Origin of the sequence: Micromonospora sp. WMMA1996 (assembly GCF_002573675.1) — a bacterium.
Taxonomy (GTDB): Bacteria; Actinomycetota; Actinomycetes; order Mycobacteriales; family Micromonosporaceae; genus Micromonospora; species Micromonospora sediminicola.
In genome coordinates, this window is record NZ_PDHU01000004.1 from 164529 (window position 1) to 183218 (window position 18690).

Genomic DNA, 18690 nt, shown 5'->3' on the forward strand with positions numbered 1-18690 from the left:
TGCGGAATTGTGTGCCCATCACGCGTCAACCGGCCGTGCGCCCCCGATCGGCGACCCCTGCACCCCTCGTCCGATCGGCCGGGCCGGCCACCTCGTTCTCCGTCACTCCTCCGGAGCTGCCCGTGCTAAATCTTCCCGCGACCACGCGCCGATCATTCGCGCTGGTCACCGCCGCCTTCCTCGGTGTCGGTGGTGTGCTGTCGGCCAGCCCCGCGCTGGCCGCACCGGACCACAGCACCATGGTCAGCAGCGCCCCCGCCACCACCACGCCGAACATCAAGGACGGCGCGGTCTACGCCATCTACGACGCCGGCAGCAAGGTGATCGCGGGCGGGTCCTTCACCGAGGTGCGCAACCGCGACAAGTCCCAGGACATCCCGCGCACCAAGCTGCTCTCCTTCGACAAGGCCACCGGCATCGTCGACCCCGCGTTCGCGCCCGTCATCGACGGTGACGTCTCGGCCGTCGTCGCCGGGCCCACCGCCGGCACGGTCTACATCGCGGGTTCGTTCAACACCGTCAACGGCGTCAACCGCCGGAAGCTGGCGCTGCTCAACATCGCCGACGGCTCGCTGGTCACCACGTTCAAGGGACCGGCCTTCAACGGTCTGGTCAACGACATCGTCAAGGTCGGCGACCGCCTGCTGGTGGGTGGCATCTTCACCACCGCGGGCACCGGCGTGAACCGCGGCGGCCTGGCCTCCATCGACGCCAGCACCGGCGCGGTGGACGACTACCTGACCACCAACCTGACCGAGAACCACAACTGGACCGAGGGCAGCACCGGCACCGCCAAGGCGGGCGTGGGTCCGGAGAAGCTCGCCGTCTCGCCCGACCGCAAGCAGATGGTCGTCATCGGCAACTTCAAGAAGGCCGACGGCGTCGTGCACGACCAGATCGTCCGGATCAACCTGGGCGACAGCGGAGCCACCGTCGCCGACTGGAACACGGACGGCTACTCCGGCGCCTGCAAGTACGCCGCGTTCGACTCGTGGGTCCGCGACGTCCAGTTCTCCCCGGACGGCAAGTACTTCGTGGTGGTCACCACCGGCGCGTCCTACCCGGGCACGCTCTGCGACTCGGCCGCCCGCTGGGAGGCCGACGCCACCGGTGGCGGCCAGCAGCCGACCTGGACCAACTTCAGCGGCGGTGACACGTTCCTCTCCGTCGGCATCAGTGAGAAGGCCATCTACGTCGGTGGTCACTTCCGCTGGTCGAACAACCCGATCGCCCGCGACAAGGCCGGACCGGGCGCGGTGCCGCGGGCCAGCATCGCGGCCCTCGACCCGGCCAGCGGCCTGCCGCTGTCCTGGAACCCGGGGCGCCACCCGCGCGGCTACGGCGTGACCGAGATGATGGTCACCCCGCAGGGTCTCTGGCTCGGCAGCGACCAGGACTACATCGGCGCCGGCGAGCACCTGCGCAAGAAGATCGCGTTCTTCCCGCTGGACGGCGGCGACGCACCCCACTCGACCAGCACCAAGGGCCTGCCCGGCGACGTCTACCAGGCCGGCCGGGCGGCGCAGACCGAGGTCCTCTACCGGGTGAACGCGGGTGGCCCGGCCATCCCGGCGACCGACGGCGGCCCGGACTGGGCGGCCGACACCGACGCCGCGCCGAGCCCGAACCACAACGGCGGCAACAGCGCGAAGGCCTACACCACCAACGCCACGTTCGACAGCACCGTGCCGGCGAGCACCCCGGCGACGCTGTTCAACACCGAGCGGTGGGACCAGTCGACCGCGCCGGACATGCAGTGGGACATCCCGGTCGCGGCCGGCACCCGGGTCGACGTCCGCCTCTACCTGGCCAACCGCTACAGCGGCACCGCCACGGTGGGCAAGCGCAAGCTCGACGTCACCATCGACGGCGTGCTCAAGCTGAACGACTTCGACCCGGTCGCCGAAGCCGGTGGCACCGACCGTGGCACCATGCGGTCCTTCTCGCTGGTGAGCGACGGCGTGGTCGACATCGACTTCGGCCGGGTGCTGGAGAACCCGCTCATCCAGGGCATCGAGGTGGTCAAGACCGCCCCGACGCCGGACGCCTCGGACGTGCTCTACCGGGTGAACGCGGGCGGCGACCAGCTGGCCGGCGCGAACGGCCCGGCCTGGGCCGGGGACTCGCTGGCCGCGCCGAGCACCTACCACAACGACGGCAGCACGGTCACGACGTACACCACGAACGCCTCGGTCGACGCCACCGTCCCGGCCGGCACCCCGGTCGAGCTGTTCAACAGCGAGCGGTGGGACCAGACGACCACGCCGGACATGCAGTGGGACTTCCCGGTCCCGGCCGGCACGCCGGTGCAGGTGCGCCTCTACCTGGCCAACCGGTACGCCGGCACCGCCACCGCGGGCAAGCGCAAGTTCAACGTGAGCATCGACGGTGTGCTCAAGCTGAACAGCTTCGACCCGATCGCCGCGATCGGCGCCACCAACAAGGGCACCATGCGGGCGTTCCCGATCACCAGCGACGGCAACATCGACATCGACTTCGGTCGGGTCCTGGAGAACCCGCTGGTGCAGGGCATCGAGATCGTGAAGCTCCCGCCGGTGCCGCCGGCCACCACGGTGGACAGCATCACCAAGCGGTCGTACGACGGCGCGACGACGGTCGGCAACGCGATGTCGGTGGCGAACCCGGACAACACCCGCTGGTCCACCGTCAAGGGCGCGTTCTGGGTCGGCGGTGACCTGTTCTACGGCGTCGGTGGCGACCTCTACAAGCGCTCCTTCGACGGTGCCGAGTTCGGCAGCCCGAAGAAGCTGGACCCCTACCACGACGCGAAGTGGGACACGGTCATCACCGGCTCCGCGCCGGAGGGCCAGACGTACGCCGGCATGACGGTCAACTTCGCCGCCGAGCTGCCGAACGTGACCGCGATGTTCTACAAGAGCGGCCGGCTCTACTACTCGCTGGCCGGTCAGAGCACCCTGTTCTGGCGCTATTTCACGCCGGACACCGGCACGGTCGGCGCGGAGCGGGCCACGGTCGCCGGCACCACGGCGTTCGCCGACGCGGGCGGTCTGTTCCTGGACGGCGACAACCTCTACGTCGTCTCCCGGACCACCGGCAACCTGTCCTCGATGGCGTGGTCGGACGGCGTGCCGACCGGCTCCGCCACGGTCCGCAGCGGTCCCGGCGTGGACGACGTGGACTGGCGCGGCACCGCGGTCTTCGTCGGCCCCTGACCGGGGCGGACACGACCTGACAGCACCGCAAGCGACGATGGCCCGGCCGGTATCGGCCGGGCCATCGCCCGTTTCGGGCCGGGTCAGATCCCGGTCGGCGCGTGCTCCCGCGCCCACACCCGCATCAGGTCCCGCACCGAGATCACCCCGGCGACCTCCCGGCCGTCGAGCACCACCAGGTGGCGGAATCCACCCCGGGCCATCGCCGCGGCCGCCTCCTCCACCGTCCAGTCCGGGCCGGCGTAGACCACGTCCCAGGTCAGGTGGGCACCGGTACGCTCGACGTCCGGGTCGAGCCCGGCGCCGATCGCCTTCAGCACATCGCGCTCGGTCATGATCCCGATCCCCTCGGAGTCCGGGTCGATCACGACCGCCGACCCGACACCGCGGGCCGACATCATCCGGGCCGCCTGGCGGAGCGTGTGCTCCGGGCCGACCACGAGAACCTCACTGGACATCGCTTCCCGAACCTGCATCACACATCACTCCTGTGGGACGGCGACTGGGTACGGACATGGTGGGCCATCGATGCGTACCGGGACAAGAACGGGCATCGCCGGAATCGGTGCGGATGGCTACTGTCGGAGGGTGCCCACCGAGCCCCTCCGCTGTGCCGGCGCGCTGATCGTCGACGACGACGGCCGCATCTTCATCCAGCGCCGGTCCCCCGAGCGGCGCATCTTCCCCAACTGCTGGGACATCGTCGGCGGCCACCTCGAACCCGGCGAGGAGATCGACGACGCGTTGCGTCGTGAGGTCGCCGAGGAGACCGGCTGGGCGGTGTCGCACGTGCTCGGCCTGGTCGGCGAATACCGGTACACCGCCGACGACGGGCTGGCCCGGGTCGAGACCGACTTCCTGGTCCGGGTGGACGGCGACCTCAGCCGGCCCCGGCTGGAGGCCGGCAAGCACACCGAGTTCCGCTGGCTGGCCGAGTCGGACGTCGCCCTGCTCGACGAGCACCGGGACGTCAACGACGGCTTGATCCGCCGGATCGCCGAGGACGGCTTCGCCGCCCTCCGTTCCATCGGGCTGTAGGGCGATCACGGGCTGCACCACGGCCGTCCGGCCGCCGACGATATCCTCGCCACGTGGAATCCGGTCGAGAAGAGGAGCGTGTCGGCATGATCGGGATGGTGCTCGCCGCCGGTGCGGGGCGCCGGCTGCGGCCGTACACCGACACCCTGCCCAAGGCCCTGGTGCCGGTCGGCGGGGAGACCACCATCCTCGACATCGCGCTGCGCAACCTCGCCGAGGTGGGGCTGACCGAGGTGGTGATCGTGGTCGGCTACGCGGCGGACGCGGTCCGGCAGCGGCAGGCCGACCTGGAGCAGAAGTACGGCGTGACGCTCACGCTGGTGCACAACGACAAGGCCGAGGAGTGGAACAACGCGTACTCGCTCTGGCTGGCCCGGGAGCACTTCGCCCGCGGCGTGCTGCTGGTCAACGGCGACACGGTGCACCCGGTGAGCGTGGAGAAGACGCTGCTGGCCGAGCGTGGCCCCGGCATCCTGCTGGCCGTCGACACGCTCAAGGCGCTGGCCGAGGAGGAGATGAAGACCACCTTCGACGCCGCCGGCCAGCTCACCCGGATCACCAAGCTGATGGACCCGGGCGAGGCGTACGGCGAGTACATCGGCGCGACGCTGATCGAGCCGCAGGTGGCCGACGCGCTCGCGGACGCGCTGGAGGCGACCTGGCGACGCGACCCGAACCTCTACTACGAGGACGGCTACCAGGAGTTCGCCGACCGGGGCGGCGAGGTGCGGGCGGCGCCGATCGGTGACGTCTCCTGGGTCGAGGTCGACAACCACGAGGACCTGGCCCGGGCGCGGGAGATCGCGTGCCGCTACTAGCCCGTAGCGTCCTCACCCCGCTGCACATCGACGTGCGGCGGGGTGCGGTGGCGGACCTGGCGGCGATCCTCTCCGACGGCCGGATCTCGGCCGGCGGCGACGTCGCCGTGGTGGTCGGTCCGGGGCAGGGCGAGAAGATCGCCGAACTGCTCCGGCCGTCGCTGCGTTCGGCGGACGTGTTCACGGTGGCCGGGGGCACCCTGGACGCCGCCGACGAGTTGGGCGGCAAGCTGCGCGCCCGCTCCTACGACGCGGTGGTCGGCATCGGTGGCGGCAAGACCATCGACGTGGCCAAGTACGCGGCAACCCGGCGCGGGCTGCCGATGGTCTCGGTGGCGACGAGCCTGGCCAACGACGGCATCGCCTCCCCGGTGGCGAGCCTGATCACCGAGGGCCTGAAGGGCTCCTACGGCGTGCACATCCCGATCGCGGTGATCGTCGACCTGGACTTCGTGGAGGCCGGCCCGGAGCGGCACAACCGCGCCGGCGTGGGCGACGTGGTGAGCAACATCAGCGCCCTGGCCGACTGGGAGCTGGCCCGTACGGTCCGCGGCGAGCCGTTCGACGGGCTGGCCGCCTCGCTGTCGCGGGCCGGCGCGGAGGCGGTGCTGAACCATCCGGGCGACATGACCGACGACGGATTCGTCACGGTCCTCGCGGACGCGCTGATCTCCAGCGGTCTGGCGATGGCCATCGAGGGCACCAGCCGCCCGTGCAGCGGCGGCTGCCACGAGATCATGCACGCGGTCGACGCGCTCTTCCCCGGCACCGCCTCGCACGGCGAGCTGGCCGGGCTCGGCGCGCTGTTCTGCACGTTCCTTCGTGGCGACGAGCGCCGGTTCACCGAGATGTCGGCCTGCCTGGCCCGGCACGGGCTGCCCCGGCTGCCGGCCGAGGTGGGGTTGACCGACCACCAGTTCGTCGAGGCGGTGCAGTTCGCGCCGGCCACCCGACCGGACCGCTACACCATCCTCGAACACCTCGCGATGTCGTCTACCGAGACCCGGGAGCGGCTGGCAGACTACGCCGGTGCCCTCCGCGACCACCTTGGCTGAGCCCCGTCCCACCGTCGCCGACTTCCACCGGGTCAACCGGGGCGGCGGCCTGTTCAGCGAGTCGATCAGCCAGTGGATCGGGGCGGCCTTCGCGCTGGTCGCCCAGCGCCTGGGGCTGCGCCCGACGGCGCTGACGCTGACCAACCTGGTGTTGGGGCTGGGGGCCTCGGTGGCAGTGGTCGCGCTCGCCGACGATGTGGCCGCCGGCTCTGTCCCGGCCTGGCTGGTCGGGCTGGTCGCCCTGGTCGGCTGGCAGGTCGCGTACGCGCTGGACTGCGCCGACGGGCAGCTCGCCCGGGTCACCGGTCAGGGCAGCGCGGCCGGCGCCCGGGTCGACGTGCTCTGCGACGTGGCCGCCCAGATCGCGCTGGTGGCCGCGCTGTCCGCCACGGCCGTGGCGCAGCGCCCGTCCACCCCGGTCTGGCTGGTCGCGGTCTTCGCCGGCACCTGGATGGTCAACCTGGTCACCTCGGTGATGCAGGCCGGCCCGAACGCGGCCAGCATGGTCACCTCGACCTCGTTCCCGGTGCGCGTGGTGAAGCTAGTCCGCGACTACGGCGCGGTGATCTTCCTGGCCGGGCTGGTGCTGGTGTTCGCGCCCGCGCTCGCGTTCTGGGTGGTGGTGGCGTTCACGGTGGTCAACGGCGGCTTCCTGCTGGCCAGCATCGCGTTCTCCGCCCGCGCCTCCCTGCGCTGAGGTGTAAGGAGGGGCCCCTTCTTAACGCCTCGTGCATAAGAAGGGCCCCTTTTTCACAGCGGTCAGCTCGAGAGCCGCCGGCCGGCCAGGCCGGCGTAGATGTCGATCAGGCGCTTGGTGATCACGTCGGGGTGGAAGGTCCGCTCGTAGCGGCTCCGCGCCGCGCCCGCCCGCACCGGCGCCTCGGCCGTGGCCAGCGGCAGGGCGGCGGCCAACGCCTCGACCTCCGGCGCCACCACCCAGCCGGCCTCGCCGCGCTGCACCCCCGACGGCAACGCGACCCGGCCGTCGCCCGGGGCCGCCGTGGCCACCTCGGCCGGACCGGTGCCGGCGGGCTCGCGCGGGGTGTCCGCGCCCACCAGGTACGGGATGCCGCCGAGCGCGGTACCGAGCACCGGCCGGCCGGCGGCCAGCGCCTCGATGATCACGGTGGGCAGCACGTCGTGCCACGTCGAGGTGGCCAGCACCACGGAGCTGTCGGCCAGCGCGGCGCGCACCCCGGCCCGGTCGAGCTGGCCCAGGTAGTGGATGTCGGGCCGCTCGGCGGCGGCCTCCTCGGCCAGCGGGCGCAGCTCGCCGTCACCCGCGATGCGCAGCGGGCCGAGCGTGCCCACCGGGTGCCGCCGCCACGCCGCCAGCAGCAGGTCCAGCCCCTTCTCCGGGCTGAGCCGGCCCATGAAGAGGAAGCCGTTCCCGACCGGCGCCGGGGTGCCCGGGTCGGGCACGGCGTTGGGTTTCACCACGATCCGCTCGTCCGGGATGCCGTAGTCCCGCAGATGGTCGGCGACCGCCGTGGTCAGCGCGATGAAGCGGTCCACCGACTTCCAGGTGGGCCGGTGCACGGCGAGCGTGGTCGCCATCAGCGCGCTCTGCGCCCGGGAGTTGCGGTAGCAGCGGTGCACGACCGCCGGCACGCCCAACGCCCGGCCGCGGCAGTCCTGGCAGATCACGCCGTCGCGGAAGTAGAGGCCGGAGGAGCACACCTGCCGGTAGTTGTGCACCGTCTGCACCACCGGCACGTCGTGCCGGTGCGCGGTCCGCACCACCCAGGGCGAGAGCAACGGGTACGGGTTGTGCAGGTGCAGCACGTCCGGCCGGTGCTCGGTGAGCAGGCGGTCGAGGTCGTGCTGGGCCTTCGGGGCCCAGATCGGCGAGATCGGCAGCAGCGCCTTGGCGGCCCTGGACATCGACGGGATCTCGTCGGAGCTGCGCAGGAACGGCAGCACCTCCACGCCGGCGGCGGTGAGCTCGGCGATCTCCGCGTCGACGATGGTGTTCTCGCCGGAGGGCTGAGCTTCCCGGTACCGGTTGTGCGCCACCACGATTCTCACGGAGCTTGCCCTTCGTTCGCGACTGTGCCGATCTCTGCTCGCGACTGCGAGGCTCGCAAGCTCACTCCTCGCGCTCGCGCATGGGACTCGCAAGCTCATTCCTCGCGCTCACGGAAAAGAAGGCTACCGTTGTCCCGTGCCTGAACTACCGGAGGTGGAAGCGCTCGCCGGTTACCTGCGCGAGCGGGCGGTGGGGCGGCGGGTCGACCGCTTCGAGGTCGCCTCGATCAACGCGCTGAAGACGTACGACCCGCCGCCGAGCACGGTCGCCGGGCGGACGGTCACCGGAGCCGGCCGGTACGGCAAGTTCCTCGACGTCCGCTTCGACGAGGGCCTGCACCTGGTGGTCCATCTGGCCCGGGCGGGCTGGCTGCACTACCGGGAGGCGTTCGCGTCCACGACGCCGCTGCGGCCCGGCAAGGGACCGATCGCGGTGCGGGTCCGCCTCGACGACGGGTCCGGCTTCGACCTGACCGAGGCCGGCACGCAGAAGAAGCTGGCCGCCTACCTGGTCACCGACCCGGCCCAGGTGCCGGGCGTGGCGAAGCTGGGTCCGGACGCGCTGGAGGCGGACCTGCCCATGTTCGCCGAGCGGCTGCGCAGCCGCCGGGGGCAGGTCAAGGGCGTGTTGACCGACCAGGCGGTGCTCGCCGGCGTCGGCAACGCGTACTCGGACGAGATCCTGCACGCGGCGCGGCTCTCCCCGTTCGCGATCACCGACCGGCTGACCGACGACCAGCTCGCCACCCTGCACGCGGCGACCCGGACGGTGCTCGGCGACGCGGTGCGGCGGTCGATGGGGCAGCGGGCCGCGGAGCTGAAGGGTGAGAAGCGCTCGGGCCTCAAGGTGCACGCCCGGAAGGGCCTGCCCTGTCCGGTCTGTGGCGACACGGTGCGGGAGGTCTCGTTCGCCGACTCGAGCCTCCAGTACTGCCCCACCTGTCAGACCGGCGGCAAACCGCTGGCTGACCGAAGGTTGTCCCGTCTCGTACGGTGAGTAACCGCACCCGCCGACTACTGAGCGGAATCGTCCGGCGATCGCCGAAGGTCCCGGTCGCCGGCTCTACCCGAGCCGCCATCCATCGGTATAGTGGCTCGGTCCCCGGCTTCACAACTGACTCGGAGCCGGCCAGATCCCCACGGGCAACGTGGGAGACTGGGACGGTGAGCGACCCGGGTCCTCACGGCGAGTGAGGACGCGGGTCATGCGGGAGGACATGGGTTGAGGTGACGACAAGCCTCCAGCGCCCGGTAACCGACACAGGCCGGAGCAAGAGCGTGCGGCACGTCGACAGCTTTGAGATCCAGCCGCCGACTCCGCCGTCGCACAACGGCGTACCCCGGTCGGCGTGGGCCCGCGCCCGGCGTCGGGTCTCCCGTTGGCACCGCCCCTACATCGCCGCTCTGCTGCTGCTCGACTTCGGCGCGGCGGCTCTCGCCAGCTTCCTGGCGGTGCAGATCTTCGAGCAGGCCGACTCCGGCTTCCGGGACGCGCCCGCCGCCTGGTTCTACACCGTGGCGTTCCTGCTGCTGCCGCTCGGCTGGGTGCTCATCCTCTGGGGCAACCGGACGTACGACCGGCGCTACCTGGGGCTCGGGCCGGACGAGTACAAGCGGGTGATCCGCTCCGGCGTGGCGGTCGCCGCCACCGTCTCGTTCCTGGCCTTCGCCACCAAGACGACGCTGTCCCGGTGGACCGTCGGGTTCGCGCTGCTCGGCGCCATGCTGCTCATCCTGTTCGGCCGGATGATCGCCCGTGCCTGCCTGCACGCGCTGCGCCGCCGCATCGGTCAGGCCGGGCACCGGATGGTGCTGGTCGGCACGCTGCCGGAGTGCCTGGAGGTCTTCACCACGGTCACCCGCAACCCCAACGTCGGTCTCGTGCCGGTGGCCATCCACCTCACCGACGGGTACGCCGCCGCGCGGGGCATGGAGACGCCGGTGCCGGTGTACGCCGGCCGCGACGTGCTGGCCCTGGTCCGGGAGGTCGGCGGCGACACCATCGCGGTCTGCGGTTCGGCCAGCGCCGAGCCGGGCGAGCTGCGCCGGCTGGCCTGGCAGCTGGAGGGCTCCGGCGTGGACCTGGTGGTCGCGCCCCAGCTCACCGACATCGCCGGTCCCCGGGTGCACATCCGCCCCATCGAGGGCCTGCCGCTGCTGCACGTCGAGGAGCCGACGCTCTCCGGGCCGGCGCTGCTGGTCAAGAACCTGATGGACCGGGTCGCCGCCGGCCTGGGCCTGCTGCTGCTGACCCCGCTGTTCGCCGCGATCGCGCTGGCCATCCGGATCTCCGACCCCGGTCCGGTCTTCTTCCGGCAGCCCCGGGTCGGGCACGAGGGGCGTACCTTCCGGGTCTGGAAGTTCCGCACCATGTACGTGGACGCCGAGGAGCGGCTGGCCGGCCTGGTCGACCAGAACGAGACCGACGGCATGCTGTTCAAGATGAAGCAGGATCCCCGGGTCTTCCCGGTGGGCCGTTTCCTGCGGGCCTCGTCGCTGGACGAGCTGCCCCAGCTGATCAACGTGCTCTGGGGCGAGATGTCGCTGGTCGGCCCGCGTCCGCTCCCCGCCGACGACGGCGACTTCCTGGGCGATGTCCGGCGCCGGCTGCTGGTGCGCCCGGGCATGACCGGGCTGTGGCAGGTCTCCGGCCGCTCCGACCTCTCCTGGGACGAGGCGGTCCGGCTCGACCTCTACTACGTCGACAACTGGTCGCTGGCCTACGACCTGAGCATCCTGTGGCGGACCGTCGGGGTGGTGCTGGCGCGCAAGGGCGCGTACTAGCCTTCGCTGCGTGGGTGGCAACCTCTCGGCCGTCTTCGCCGTCGTCTCGCTGGTCACCGCGTTGGCCGCGGCGCTCTGGGCGGTGCTGCGCCTGCGTGCCCGGCGGGGCATCGCCACGGCCACCCAGCGGGCCACGTACGAGGTGCTGCACACGGCGGGCCTCGCCGCGGAGCCGCTGCGCGCGGGCCTGAGCACCGCGGACGCGGCGAAGGCCGTACGCCATCTGCGCGCCCTGGTGGGCGCGGCGGGCCTGGCGCTGACCGACCGGGACGCACTGCTGGCCATCGACGGGCGCGGCGCGCACCACACCGACCAGCTGGTCGCGGCGGCCCGGCGGGCGGTCGGCAGCGGGCGCTCGACCGTGCTGCACGAGTCGGAGTTGCACTGCGACCTGGTCGACTGTCCGGTGCGCGGCGCGGTGGTGGCGCCGCTGAGCGCGGACGGGCGGGTGGTCGGGGCGCTGGTGGCGGTGGCCGACGAGCGACCGGCGCCGGGCCTGGTGCAGGCCACGCTGGAGACCGCGCACTGGGCGGGGGACCAGCTCGCCCTGGCCGAGTTGGACTCGTCGCGGGAGCGGCTGGCCCGGGCCGAGGTCCGTGCGTTGCGCGCGCAGATCAGCCCGCACTTCATCTACAACGCGCTGACCGCGATCGGCTCGTTCGTGCGCACCGACCCGGAGCGGGCCCGGGAGCTGATCCTGGAGTTCGCCGAGTTCACCCGCTACTCGTTCCGGGCGCACGGGGAGTTCACCACGCTCGCCGAGGAGCTGCGCTCGATCGACCGCTACCTGACCATCGAGCGGGCCCGCTTCGGCGAGCGGCTCCAGGTGCGCCTGCAGATCGCCCCCGAGGTGCTGCCGGTGACGTTGCCGTTCCTCTGTCTCCAGCCGTTGGTGGAGAACGCGGTCCGGCACGGGTTGTCCCGCAAGCCGGGCACCGGCATGGTGAGCATCGAGGCCCGGGACGCGGGCGCCGAGTGTCACATCACGGTGGAGGACGACGGAGTGGGGATGGATCCGACGACGCTGACCGCCGGCATCGCCGAGGTGTCCGGCGCGGGCAGCGACCCGGCCGACGACCCGGGGCAGCACGTCGGCCTCTCCAACGTCGACGAGCGACTCCGCTCGGCCTTCGGGGACCGGTTCGGCCTGGTCGTCGAGACCGGCCTGGGCTCGGGTACGAAGGTCAGCATGCGGGTGCCGAAGTTCCACCCGGGCGTCCGGGTGTCGTCGTGAGCGAGCGGAGCGAGCGAACCGGGTCGGCGTGGTGAGCGCCTCCGGATTCCTGCGGGTGCTGGCGGTCGACGACGAGCCGCCGGCGCTCGACGAGCTGGCCTACCACCTGCGCGCCGATCCCCGGGTGGCCCGGCTGCACACCGCCGGGGACGCCACCGAGGCGCTGCGGGTGCTCCGCGACGACGACGTGGACGTGGTGTTCCTCGACATCCGGATGCCCGGGCTGGACGGCATGGAGTTGGCCCGGGTGCTGCGCCGGTTCGCCCGGCCGCCGGCGATCGTCTTCGTCACCGCGTACGACGACGGCGCGGTGGACGCGTTCGACCTGGGCGCCACCGACTACGTGCGCAAGCCGGTCCGCGCCGAGCGGTTGGCCGAGTCGCTGCGCCGGGTGATCGGCTCGCGGGTGGTTCCGTCGCACCCGGCGGCGCTGGCCCGGGCGGAGGAGGATCCGACCATCCCGGTGGAGCTGGCCGGGACCACCCGGATGCTGCCCCGGTCGGCGGTGCGCTGGGTGGAGGCGCAGGGCGACTACGCCCGGCTGCACACCGCGGAGGGGTCGCATCTGGTCCGGGTCTCGCTGGCCACGCTCGCCGAGCGCTGGGCGGATGCGGGGTTCGTCCGGATCCACCGCTCCTACCTGGTGCAGCTGCGGCTCATCGCCGAGCTGCGGTTGGTCAACTCCGGCTACGTGGTGGTGATCGACGGGAGCGAGCTGCCGGTGAGCCGCCGGCACACTCGCGAGTTGAAGGACAAGTTGGTCCGCGCCGCCAAGCAGGACTGGAGCCGCTGACGCCCTGACGTACAATGTACGGCAGACGGTACGAGAGAGCGGAGAGGGCATGACCGACGACCGCTTCGACCCGGGCGCCGAATTCGACCGCCAGCTCGACCACCTGGTCCGGCTCGGTTACCCGGCCCTCGCCGGGGGCACCGAGGAGGCGTTCCGCACCCTGCTCAGCCCGCTGCGCGACGCGGCGGTCGCCGGCGCCGTCGGGTTGGCCGCCCCCACCGACGCGCGAGCGCCGTTCCTGCTGGTGACCACGCGGGAGCTGACGCCGGTCCCGGAGCGGATCGCGCTCACCACGCTCGCCGGCCGACGCAAGCCCGGCGTGCTGGACCGGAACTTTCCCGCCGACGACCTGCCCACGTTCCACCCGATCAAGGAGCTGGAGGTGCCGCCCGGGCCGGCGTACCTGCTCTTCGACGTGGACCGCGGCGAGGAGTACCGGAACCGGACACCGTCGGCCGCGCTGGAGGACATGACCGCGAAGGGCCGGCTGCCGATCACCATCGACGAGGGACTGGCCCTCGTCACCCTGCGCCCGCAGGCGCTGGCCAGCAACCGGTGCTTCTCGCTGGTCGGTTCGCGCTGCGGCGACAAGCGGGTGCCGGCGCTCTGGATCAGCCAGGGCGCGCCGAAGCTCGGCTGGTGCTGGTTCGGCAACCCGCACACCTGGCTCGGCTCCGCCACCGCCCACCCGGTCCGGGTCGGCCTGGAGTGAGTCCACAGTCGATTCCGCCGGTACGGCTGATCGATGCCTGTCACACCTTGTCGCTATCCTTTCCGAGCCGATCCCGGACGGGGCGCGGGGGGCGGCGTGGGCGGAGCCTGCGTGGGGTCGCCCCGACCACTCTCACGTTGGGACGCAGATGCGTTTTGCCCTCGCACGTCGTGCCGCCGCGGCGGCCGTCGTCACCGGCCTCCTGGTCCTGCCCGGGGTCACCCCGGCGCAGGCCGCGGAGACCAGCACGGTCAGCGGACGACTGACCACAAGCGCCGGCGCCGGTGCGGCCGATGCCCAGGTCGAGGTGTTCGACGCCGACAGCTACGCCACGGCGGGCTGGACCACCACCGACGACGACGGCCGCTGGTCGGTCGGTGGTCTGGACGCCGGTCGCTACATCGTCGGCTTCCACCCGGTCGACCGCCCCGACCAGTACTACCGGCAGAAGGCCATGATCTGGGACGCCGACCCGGTGACGGTCGGCAGCGGCGAGAGCGTCACCGCCGACGACCAGCTCCGCGCCACCGGGCTGCTCACCGGGCGGATCACCGACGCCGCCGGCGCACCCGTCGCCTGGCTGAGCGTCTTCGCCGACGAGTCCGAGAACTCGGAGCACGCCTACGGGTCGACCGACGAGGACGGCCGCTTCCGGATCGCCGCCGTCCCCGGCAGCTACACCCTCTCCTTCCGGCCGATCGAGGGCTCCTACCAGACCCAGTACGTCCCCGGGAAGCTCGACGAGGTCGACGCCGGCCGTTACCGGGTGACCGCCGACGAGGAGACCGTCGTCGACGAGACGGTGCTGCCCACCGGCAGCCTCACCGGCCGTTTCACCACCGCGGCCGGCGAGCCGCTCGCCTCCGCCCAGGTCGCGGTGAACACCGCCAACATGTACGGCGGGGTGGACACCCAGACCGGGGCCGACGGCACCTTCACCGTCCCGGCGCTGCTGGCCGGCTCCTACAAGGTGCGCTTCGAGGCCGGCGACCGGACGCAGTACTACCGCGGCAAGCTCGACTACACCGACGCGAACCTGGTGGTGGTGCGGGGCGGCCAGCGGACCCGGATCACCGACGCGCTGGTCGGTACCGGATCCGTGCGGATCCGCGCCGTCGACTCGGTCAGCGGCGCCCCGGTGGCCGACTTCTGCGTCAACTCGGACGAGACGTGCAGCGGAGGCACCGGCGTCGTCACCCTCACCGGCCTGCCGCAGGGCCGGCACGACCTCTACCTCCACTCACCCGACGGCCTGCACTTCGCCCGCCAGCTCACCGGCGTGAAGGTGGTGGCCGGCCAGACCACCGAGGTCGCTCCGAAGCTGCGGCCGGGCGCGGCCATCAGCACCACCATCGTCGACCGGGCCACCGGGCGGCCGGTGGCCGACGTCTGCCTCGACGCCTTCCTGCCCAAGCAGGCCAGGCTGGTGGACGGGCACGGCAACTGCAGCGACCAGGCCGGTCGGATCCGGGTGGGTCCGCTGGCCGCCGGCACCTACCGGCTCTTCGCCGACCCGGGCCAGACCTCCTACGGCCGGCAGTGGGTGGGCGCCGAGGGCGGCACCGGTGACGAGCGGCAGGCCGCCACCGTCGCCGCGACCGTCGGCACGGTGACGGCCGGGCCGCAGGTCCGGCTCGATCCGGCCGGCCGGATCACCGGCACGGTCACGGACGCGGCCACGGGCAAGCCGGCGAACTCGGTCGACGTCTCGGTGCTGACCGGTCACCCCGGTGTGGGTGTCAACGATGCCACCACCGACGAGCAGGGCCGGTACACGCTCGACCGGCTCGGCCCGTACGACTGGCCGGTGGTGTTCGGCGCCCACCCGTACGCCCCCCACTGGTCCGGTGACGCGGTCAGCCGCTACACCGCCACGCCGGTGACGGTGACCGCCGGCGGCACGGCGACCCACGACACCACCATGCAGGCGGGCACCACGGTGACCGGCACGTTCACCGACCCGGACGGCGCACCGTTCACCAGCGGCTGGGTCATCGCCCGCAGCGCCGACACCGGCGACATCGCCGGCGCCGGCTGGATGTCCGACGGGCGGTTCACCATGCGGGTCACCGGCAAGCAGCGCGTCTACTTCACCTACGACGTCAGGCTCGCCGACCAGGACTACTCCGGCCGCTACCTGGTGACCGGCGCGGACGGCACCCGCAAGCTGGGGCTGTTCGTCGTGCCGGCCACCGGCACGCTCACCGCGGACCTGGTGGTCCCGACCAGCTGATCCGGACGACCTCCGCGAGGGCCGGTCCGGTGGGACCGGCCCTCGCGGCGGCTCAGGGGGACGCCAGCAGGAACCGGTCCCCGGTGCGCCCCACCTGCCCACTCACGGGGTGGGAGGAAGGTTCCGGGCGACGCTCAGAAGATGTCGGCGATCGGCAGGACGAGCGGGAACGGCCGATCGGTGCGGTGCACGTCCGCCGGAGCGAGCGCCGCGCCACCCCGTTCCAGCGCCTCCTCGTAGGCGACGAAGACGTCCGGCACGAAGTAGGACGAGCGCTTCGCGCTGACCCCGACGTCCTGCCCCACCAGCAGACCGGCCGGGGCCTGCCGATCGAGGAGCCTGCGGAGGCGGTTGGCGATCGCCCCGTGGCGGACGTCCGCGTGTGGGGACACGAGCAGGCTCCCGTCGAAGATCTCGTAGTCCTGGCCGTCCTGGGGGAGGTCCTGGAGGTCGTCCACCGTCCAGAAGTCACCGCTGCTGGGCCGTGCCGGGCTGGTCACTGTCACACCTCCTCCCTATCGGGTCACCCTGACATCCCGCTCGGTTGTCCACAACGACTCCCCGCTCATCCACCGGCTTGTCCACAGGTGTGGAGCGTTATCCACAGGTTGTGCACAGGGGTGGTCGACGTGCTCTTGACATTCGGGCTGAGCAGGCGAGACTGCCGGGGGTGACCGGAGCCGAGGAAGAGCGTCGGCCGGGGCGGCCCGTCGAGGCGACCCCGGTGCCCGGCCCGCGCCCGCCGCGACCGGCCGACCCGCCGCGGCGGACCCGGATCGTGCTGGCCGAGGTGTCCCGGTCCGGCAGCCGGGCCGACCGCACCCGCTCCGAGCTGACCCAGCAGACCCGGGTCGGCGAGACGCTGGTGCAGGGGCTCGTGCGGGCCCAACTCTCGCTCGCGTTGCGGCTCAGCCTGCTGGTGCTGATCGGGCTGGGCGGGCTGCCCTGGCTGTTCGCCATCGCGCCGTCGGTCGGCCGGGTCACCGTGCTCGGGGTCAACCTGCCGTGGCTGCTGCTCGGCGTGGCCGCCTTCCCGTTCCTGATCGTGGTCGGGTGGGCGTACGTGCGGCTGGCCGAGCGCAACGAGCAGGACTTCGTCGACCTGGTCCACCGGCCGGAGCGCTGATGTCCAACGGCTACGTGGTCCCGGCGATCGTGGCGGTCACCCTGGTGACCCTCGGCATCGGCTTCTACGGGCTGCGGCTGGCCCGCACCACCTCCGACTTCCTGGTCGCCTCCCGGGCGGTCAGCCCCACCTGGAACGCCGCCGCGATCGGCGGCGAGTACCTGTCCGCGGCCAGCTTCCTGGGCGTCGCCGGGCTGATCCTCAAGTACGGCGTGGACGTGCTCTGGTACCCGGTCGGTTTCGCCGCCGGCTATCTGGCGCTGCTGCTGTTCGTGGCCGCGCCGCTGCGCCGGTCCGGCGCGTTCACCCTGCCCGACTTCTGCGAGGTGCGGCTCGGCTCGCGCCGGCTGCGCACCCTGGCCACCGTCTTCGTGATCTTCATCGGGTGGCTCTACCTGGTGCCGCAGTTGCAGGGCGCCGGACTGACCCTGGCCACGCTGACCGGCGCGCCCTACGCCGTCGGCGCGCTCCTGGTCGCCGTGGTGGTCACCGCGAACGTGGCGCTGGGCGGGATGCGGGCGATCACCTTCGTGCAGGCCTTCCAGTACTGGTTGAAGCTCACCGCGCTCGCCGTACCCGCGATCTTCCTGGCCTTGCAGTGGCAGGCCGACGCCCGTCCGGCGGTGGCCCCGCCCGACGGGCCGACGTTCCGGACCGCGACCACCGTGGTGGTCGAGCACCGCGCCACGCTCACCCTGCCCGACGGCGACGTCCGGGAGGTACGCCCCGGCGACCGCCTCGACTTCGCCGCCGGTGACCCGGTGCCCGAGGTGTCCGGCGCGGCGACCGCCGCCGTCGACTGGCTGCTGCCGGACACCGCCGGCGACGACGACCGGAGCCTGTTCGCCACGTACTCGCTGATCCTGGCCACGTTTCTCGGCACCATGGGGTTGCCGCACGTGCTGGTGCGCTTCTACACCAACCCGGACGGCGCCGCCGCGCGCCGCACCACGTTGGTGGTGCTGGCCCTGGTCGGCGTCTTCTACCTGTTACCCACCATCTACGGCGTGCTGGGCCGGATCTACACCCCGCAGCTGCTGGTCACCGGGCAGACCGACGCGGTGGTGGTGCTGCTGCCCGGCGCGGCGCTGGGCGACGGCACCACCGGCCGGCTGCTCGCCGCGCTGGTCGCCGCCGGCGCGTTCGCGGCCTTCCTGTCCACCTCGTCCGGCCTGCTCACCAGCGTGGCGGGGGTGATCTCCACGGACGTCCTGGGCCGGGGCTCGGTACGCGGCTTCCGGATCGCCACGGTGATCGCCGGCGGGGTGCCGGCGGTGCTCGCGTTGAACGTATCCGGGCTGGACGTCTCCCAGGTGGTCGGGTTGGCGTTCGCGGTGGCCGCGTCGAGCTTCTGCCCGCTGCTGGTGCTGGGCATCTGGTGGCGTGGCCTGACCGACCTGGGCGCCGCCGCCGGGGTGCTGGTCGGCGGCGGCGCGGCGATCGGCGCGGTGCTGCTCACCGTGCTCGGCCCGCCGCTGAGCGGCTGGCCCGCGACGCTGACCACCCAACCGGCCGCGTGGACGGTGCCGCTGGCGTTCACCGTGATGGTGGTGGTCTCCATGGCCAGCCGGCGACGACTGCCCCGGGACGTGGGCGCCACCATGCTCCGCCTGCACACCCCGGAGTCGCTGCGCCTGTAGCGCGGTCCCTCTCAGGTATGACGGGAAGATCGTCC

16 protein-coding genes are annotated in these 18690 nt (G+C 72.3%); 13 read left to right on the plus strand and 3 right to left on the minus strand.

Going from position 1 to position 18690, the window contains the following annotated elements:
- Nucleotides 1-122 precede the first annotated feature (122 nt).
- Complete coding sequence (locus COO58_RS25015) at nucleotides 123-3194, plus strand: malectin domain-containing carbohydrate-binding protein (protein ID WP_255292772.1); 3072 nt, start codon at nucleotides 123-125, stop codon at nucleotides 3192-3194.
- A gap of 83 nt (nucleotides 3195-3277) precedes the next feature.
- On the opposite strand, the gene COO58_RS25020 is transcribed toward COO58_RS25015, so the two are convergent.
- Complete coding sequence (locus COO58_RS25020) at nucleotides 3278-3670, minus strand: cyclic nucleotide-binding/CBS domain-containing protein (RefSeq protein ID WP_098747504.1); 393 nt, start codon at nucleotides 3668-3670, stop codon at nucleotides 3278-3280.
- A gap of 112 nt (nucleotides 3671-3782) precedes the next feature.
- Here COO58_RS25020 and COO58_RS25025 point away from each other — a divergent pair, with 112 nt between their 5' ends.
- The 4 genes from COO58_RS25025 to COO58_RS25040 all read left to right on the plus strand — a co-directional run bounded on the left by COO58_RS25025 (nucleotide 3783) and on the right by COO58_RS25040 (nucleotide 6802).
- Entirely contained in the window at nucleotides 3783-4232 is a 450-nt protein-coding gene (locus COO58_RS25025; protein WP_245666107.1) for an NUDIX domain-containing protein, read from the plus strand.
- An 86-nt stretch (nucleotides 4233-4318) separates the two neighbouring features.
- Nucleotides 4319-5050, plus strand: a complete 732-nt coding sequence (locus tag COO58_RS25030) for a sugar phosphate nucleotidyltransferase (protein ID WP_098747506.1) — start codon at nucleotides 4319-4321, stop codon at nucleotides 5048-5050.
- Nucleotides 5038-6105, plus strand: coding sequence for an iron-containing alcohol dehydrogenase family protein (locus COO58_RS25035; RefSeq protein WP_091568057.1), 1068 nt, complete (start codon nucleotides 5038-5040; stop codon nucleotides 6103-6105). Before COO58_RS25030 ends, COO58_RS25035 begins: the two co-directional genes overlap by 13 nt.
- Complete coding sequence (locus tag COO58_RS25040) at nucleotides 6080-6802, plus strand: CDP-alcohol phosphatidyltransferase family protein (protein WP_091568054.1); 723 nt, start codon at nucleotides 6080-6082, stop codon at nucleotides 6800-6802. Before COO58_RS25035 ends, COO58_RS25040 begins: the two co-directional genes overlap by 26 nt.
- 62 nt (nucleotides 6803-6864) lie before the next feature.
- On the opposite strand, the gene COO58_RS25045 is transcribed toward COO58_RS25040, so the two are convergent.
- Nucleotides 6865-8133 carry a glycosyltransferase family 4 protein gene (locus COO58_RS25045; RefSeq protein WP_091568051.1) on the minus strand — a complete coding sequence of 423 codons (1269 nt, stop codon included), beginning with the start codon at nucleotides 8131-8133 and terminating at the stop codon, nucleotides 6865-6867.
- A gap of 136 nt (nucleotides 8134-8269) precedes the next feature.
- Between COO58_RS25045 and COO58_RS25050 the strand changes: the two genes are divergently transcribed.
- The 6 genes from COO58_RS25050 to COO58_RS25075 all read left to right on the plus strand — a co-directional run bounded on the left by COO58_RS25050 (nucleotide 8270) and on the right by COO58_RS25075 (nucleotide 15889).
- Nucleotides 8270-9130 carry an Fpg/Nei family DNA glycosylase gene (locus tag COO58_RS25050; RefSeq protein WP_091568049.1) on the plus strand — a complete coding sequence of 287 codons (861 nt, stop codon included), beginning with the start codon at nucleotides 8270-8272 and terminating at the stop codon, nucleotides 9128-9130.
- A gap of 281 nt (nucleotides 9131-9411) precedes the next feature.
- Complete coding sequence (locus COO58_RS25055) at nucleotides 9412-10917, plus strand: sugar transferase (protein ID WP_091568043.1); 1506 nt, start codon at nucleotides 9412-9414, stop codon at nucleotides 10915-10917.
- 10 nt (nucleotides 10918-10927) lie between these two features.
- A complete protein-coding gene (locus COO58_RS25060; protein WP_091568039.1) occupies nucleotides 10928-12151 on the plus strand; it encodes a sensor histidine kinase in 1224 nt (407 codons plus the stop codon).
- A gap of 31 nt (nucleotides 12152-12182) precedes the next feature.
- Nucleotides 12183-12944 (plus strand): LytTR family DNA-binding domain-containing protein, encoded by a 762-nt coding sequence (locus tag COO58_RS25065; RefSeq protein WP_091576795.1) that lies wholly within the window; start codon nucleotides 12183-12185, stop codon nucleotides 12942-12944.
- A 49-nt stretch (nucleotides 12945-12993) separates the two neighbouring features.
- The gene (locus tag COO58_RS25070) at nucleotides 12994-13656 is read left to right on the plus strand and encodes a DUF5701 family protein (protein WP_098747508.1); all 663 of its coding nucleotides are present in this window, start codon (nucleotides 12994-12996) and stop codon (nucleotides 13654-13656) included.
- 148 nt (nucleotides 13657-13804) lie between these two features.
- The gene (locus COO58_RS25075; RefSeq protein ID WP_098747510.1) at nucleotides 13805-15889 is read left to right on the plus strand and encodes a carboxypeptidase-like regulatory domain-containing protein; all 2085 of its coding nucleotides are present in this window, start codon (nucleotides 13805-13807) and stop codon (nucleotides 15887-15889) included.
- A 134-nt stretch (nucleotides 15890-16023) separates the two neighbouring features.
- Here the strand turns inward: COO58_RS25075 and COO58_RS25080 are convergent, their stop codons facing one another.
- Nucleotides 16024-16389 (minus strand): Uma2 family endonuclease, encoded by a 366-nt coding sequence (locus COO58_RS25080; RefSeq protein ID WP_176558967.1) that lies wholly within the window; start codon nucleotides 16387-16389, stop codon nucleotides 16024-16026.
- Nucleotides 16390-16613: 224 nt separating this feature from the next.
- Here COO58_RS25080 and COO58_RS25085 point away from each other — a divergent pair, with 224 nt between their 5' ends.
- Together COO58_RS25085 and COO58_RS25090 are read left to right on the plus strand one after the other, a co-directional pair.
- Nucleotides 16614-17015: a hypothetical protein gene (locus tag COO58_RS25085; protein WP_091576793.1), complete on the plus strand. Its 402-nt coding sequence runs from the start codon at nucleotides 16614-16616 to the stop codon at nucleotides 17013-17015.
- Complete coding sequence (locus COO58_RS25090) at nucleotides 17015-18655, plus strand: cation acetate symporter (RefSeq protein ID WP_091568023.1); 1641 nt, start codon at nucleotides 17015-17017, stop codon at nucleotides 18653-18655. Before COO58_RS25085 ends, COO58_RS25090 begins: the two co-directional genes overlap by 1 nt.
- Nucleotides 18656-18690: the final 35 nt, after the last annotated feature.

Bases quoted from the DNA above. Each gene is read 5' to 3' on its own strand.
- COO58_RS25020 (WP_098747504.1), bottom strand. From the start codon at position 3,670: ATGCAGGTTCGGGAAGCGATGTCCAGTGAGGTTCTCGTGGTCGGCCCG.
- COO58_RS25030 (WP_098747506.1), top strand. From the start codon at position 4,319: ATGATCGGGATGGTGCTCGCCGCCGGTGCGGGGCGCCGGCTGCGGCCG.
- COO58_RS25070 (WP_098747508.1), top strand. From the start codon at position 12,994: ATGACCGACGACCGCTTCGACCCGGGCGCCGAATTCGACCGCCAGCTC.
- COO58_RS25075 (WP_098747510.1), top strand. From the start codon at position 13,805: ATGCGTTTTGCCCTCGCACGTCGTGCCGCCGCGGCGGCCGTCGTCACC.
- COO58_RS25090 (WP_091568023.1), top strand. From the start codon at position 17,015: ATGTCCAACGGCTACGTGGTCCCGGCGATCGTGGCGGTCACCCTGGTG.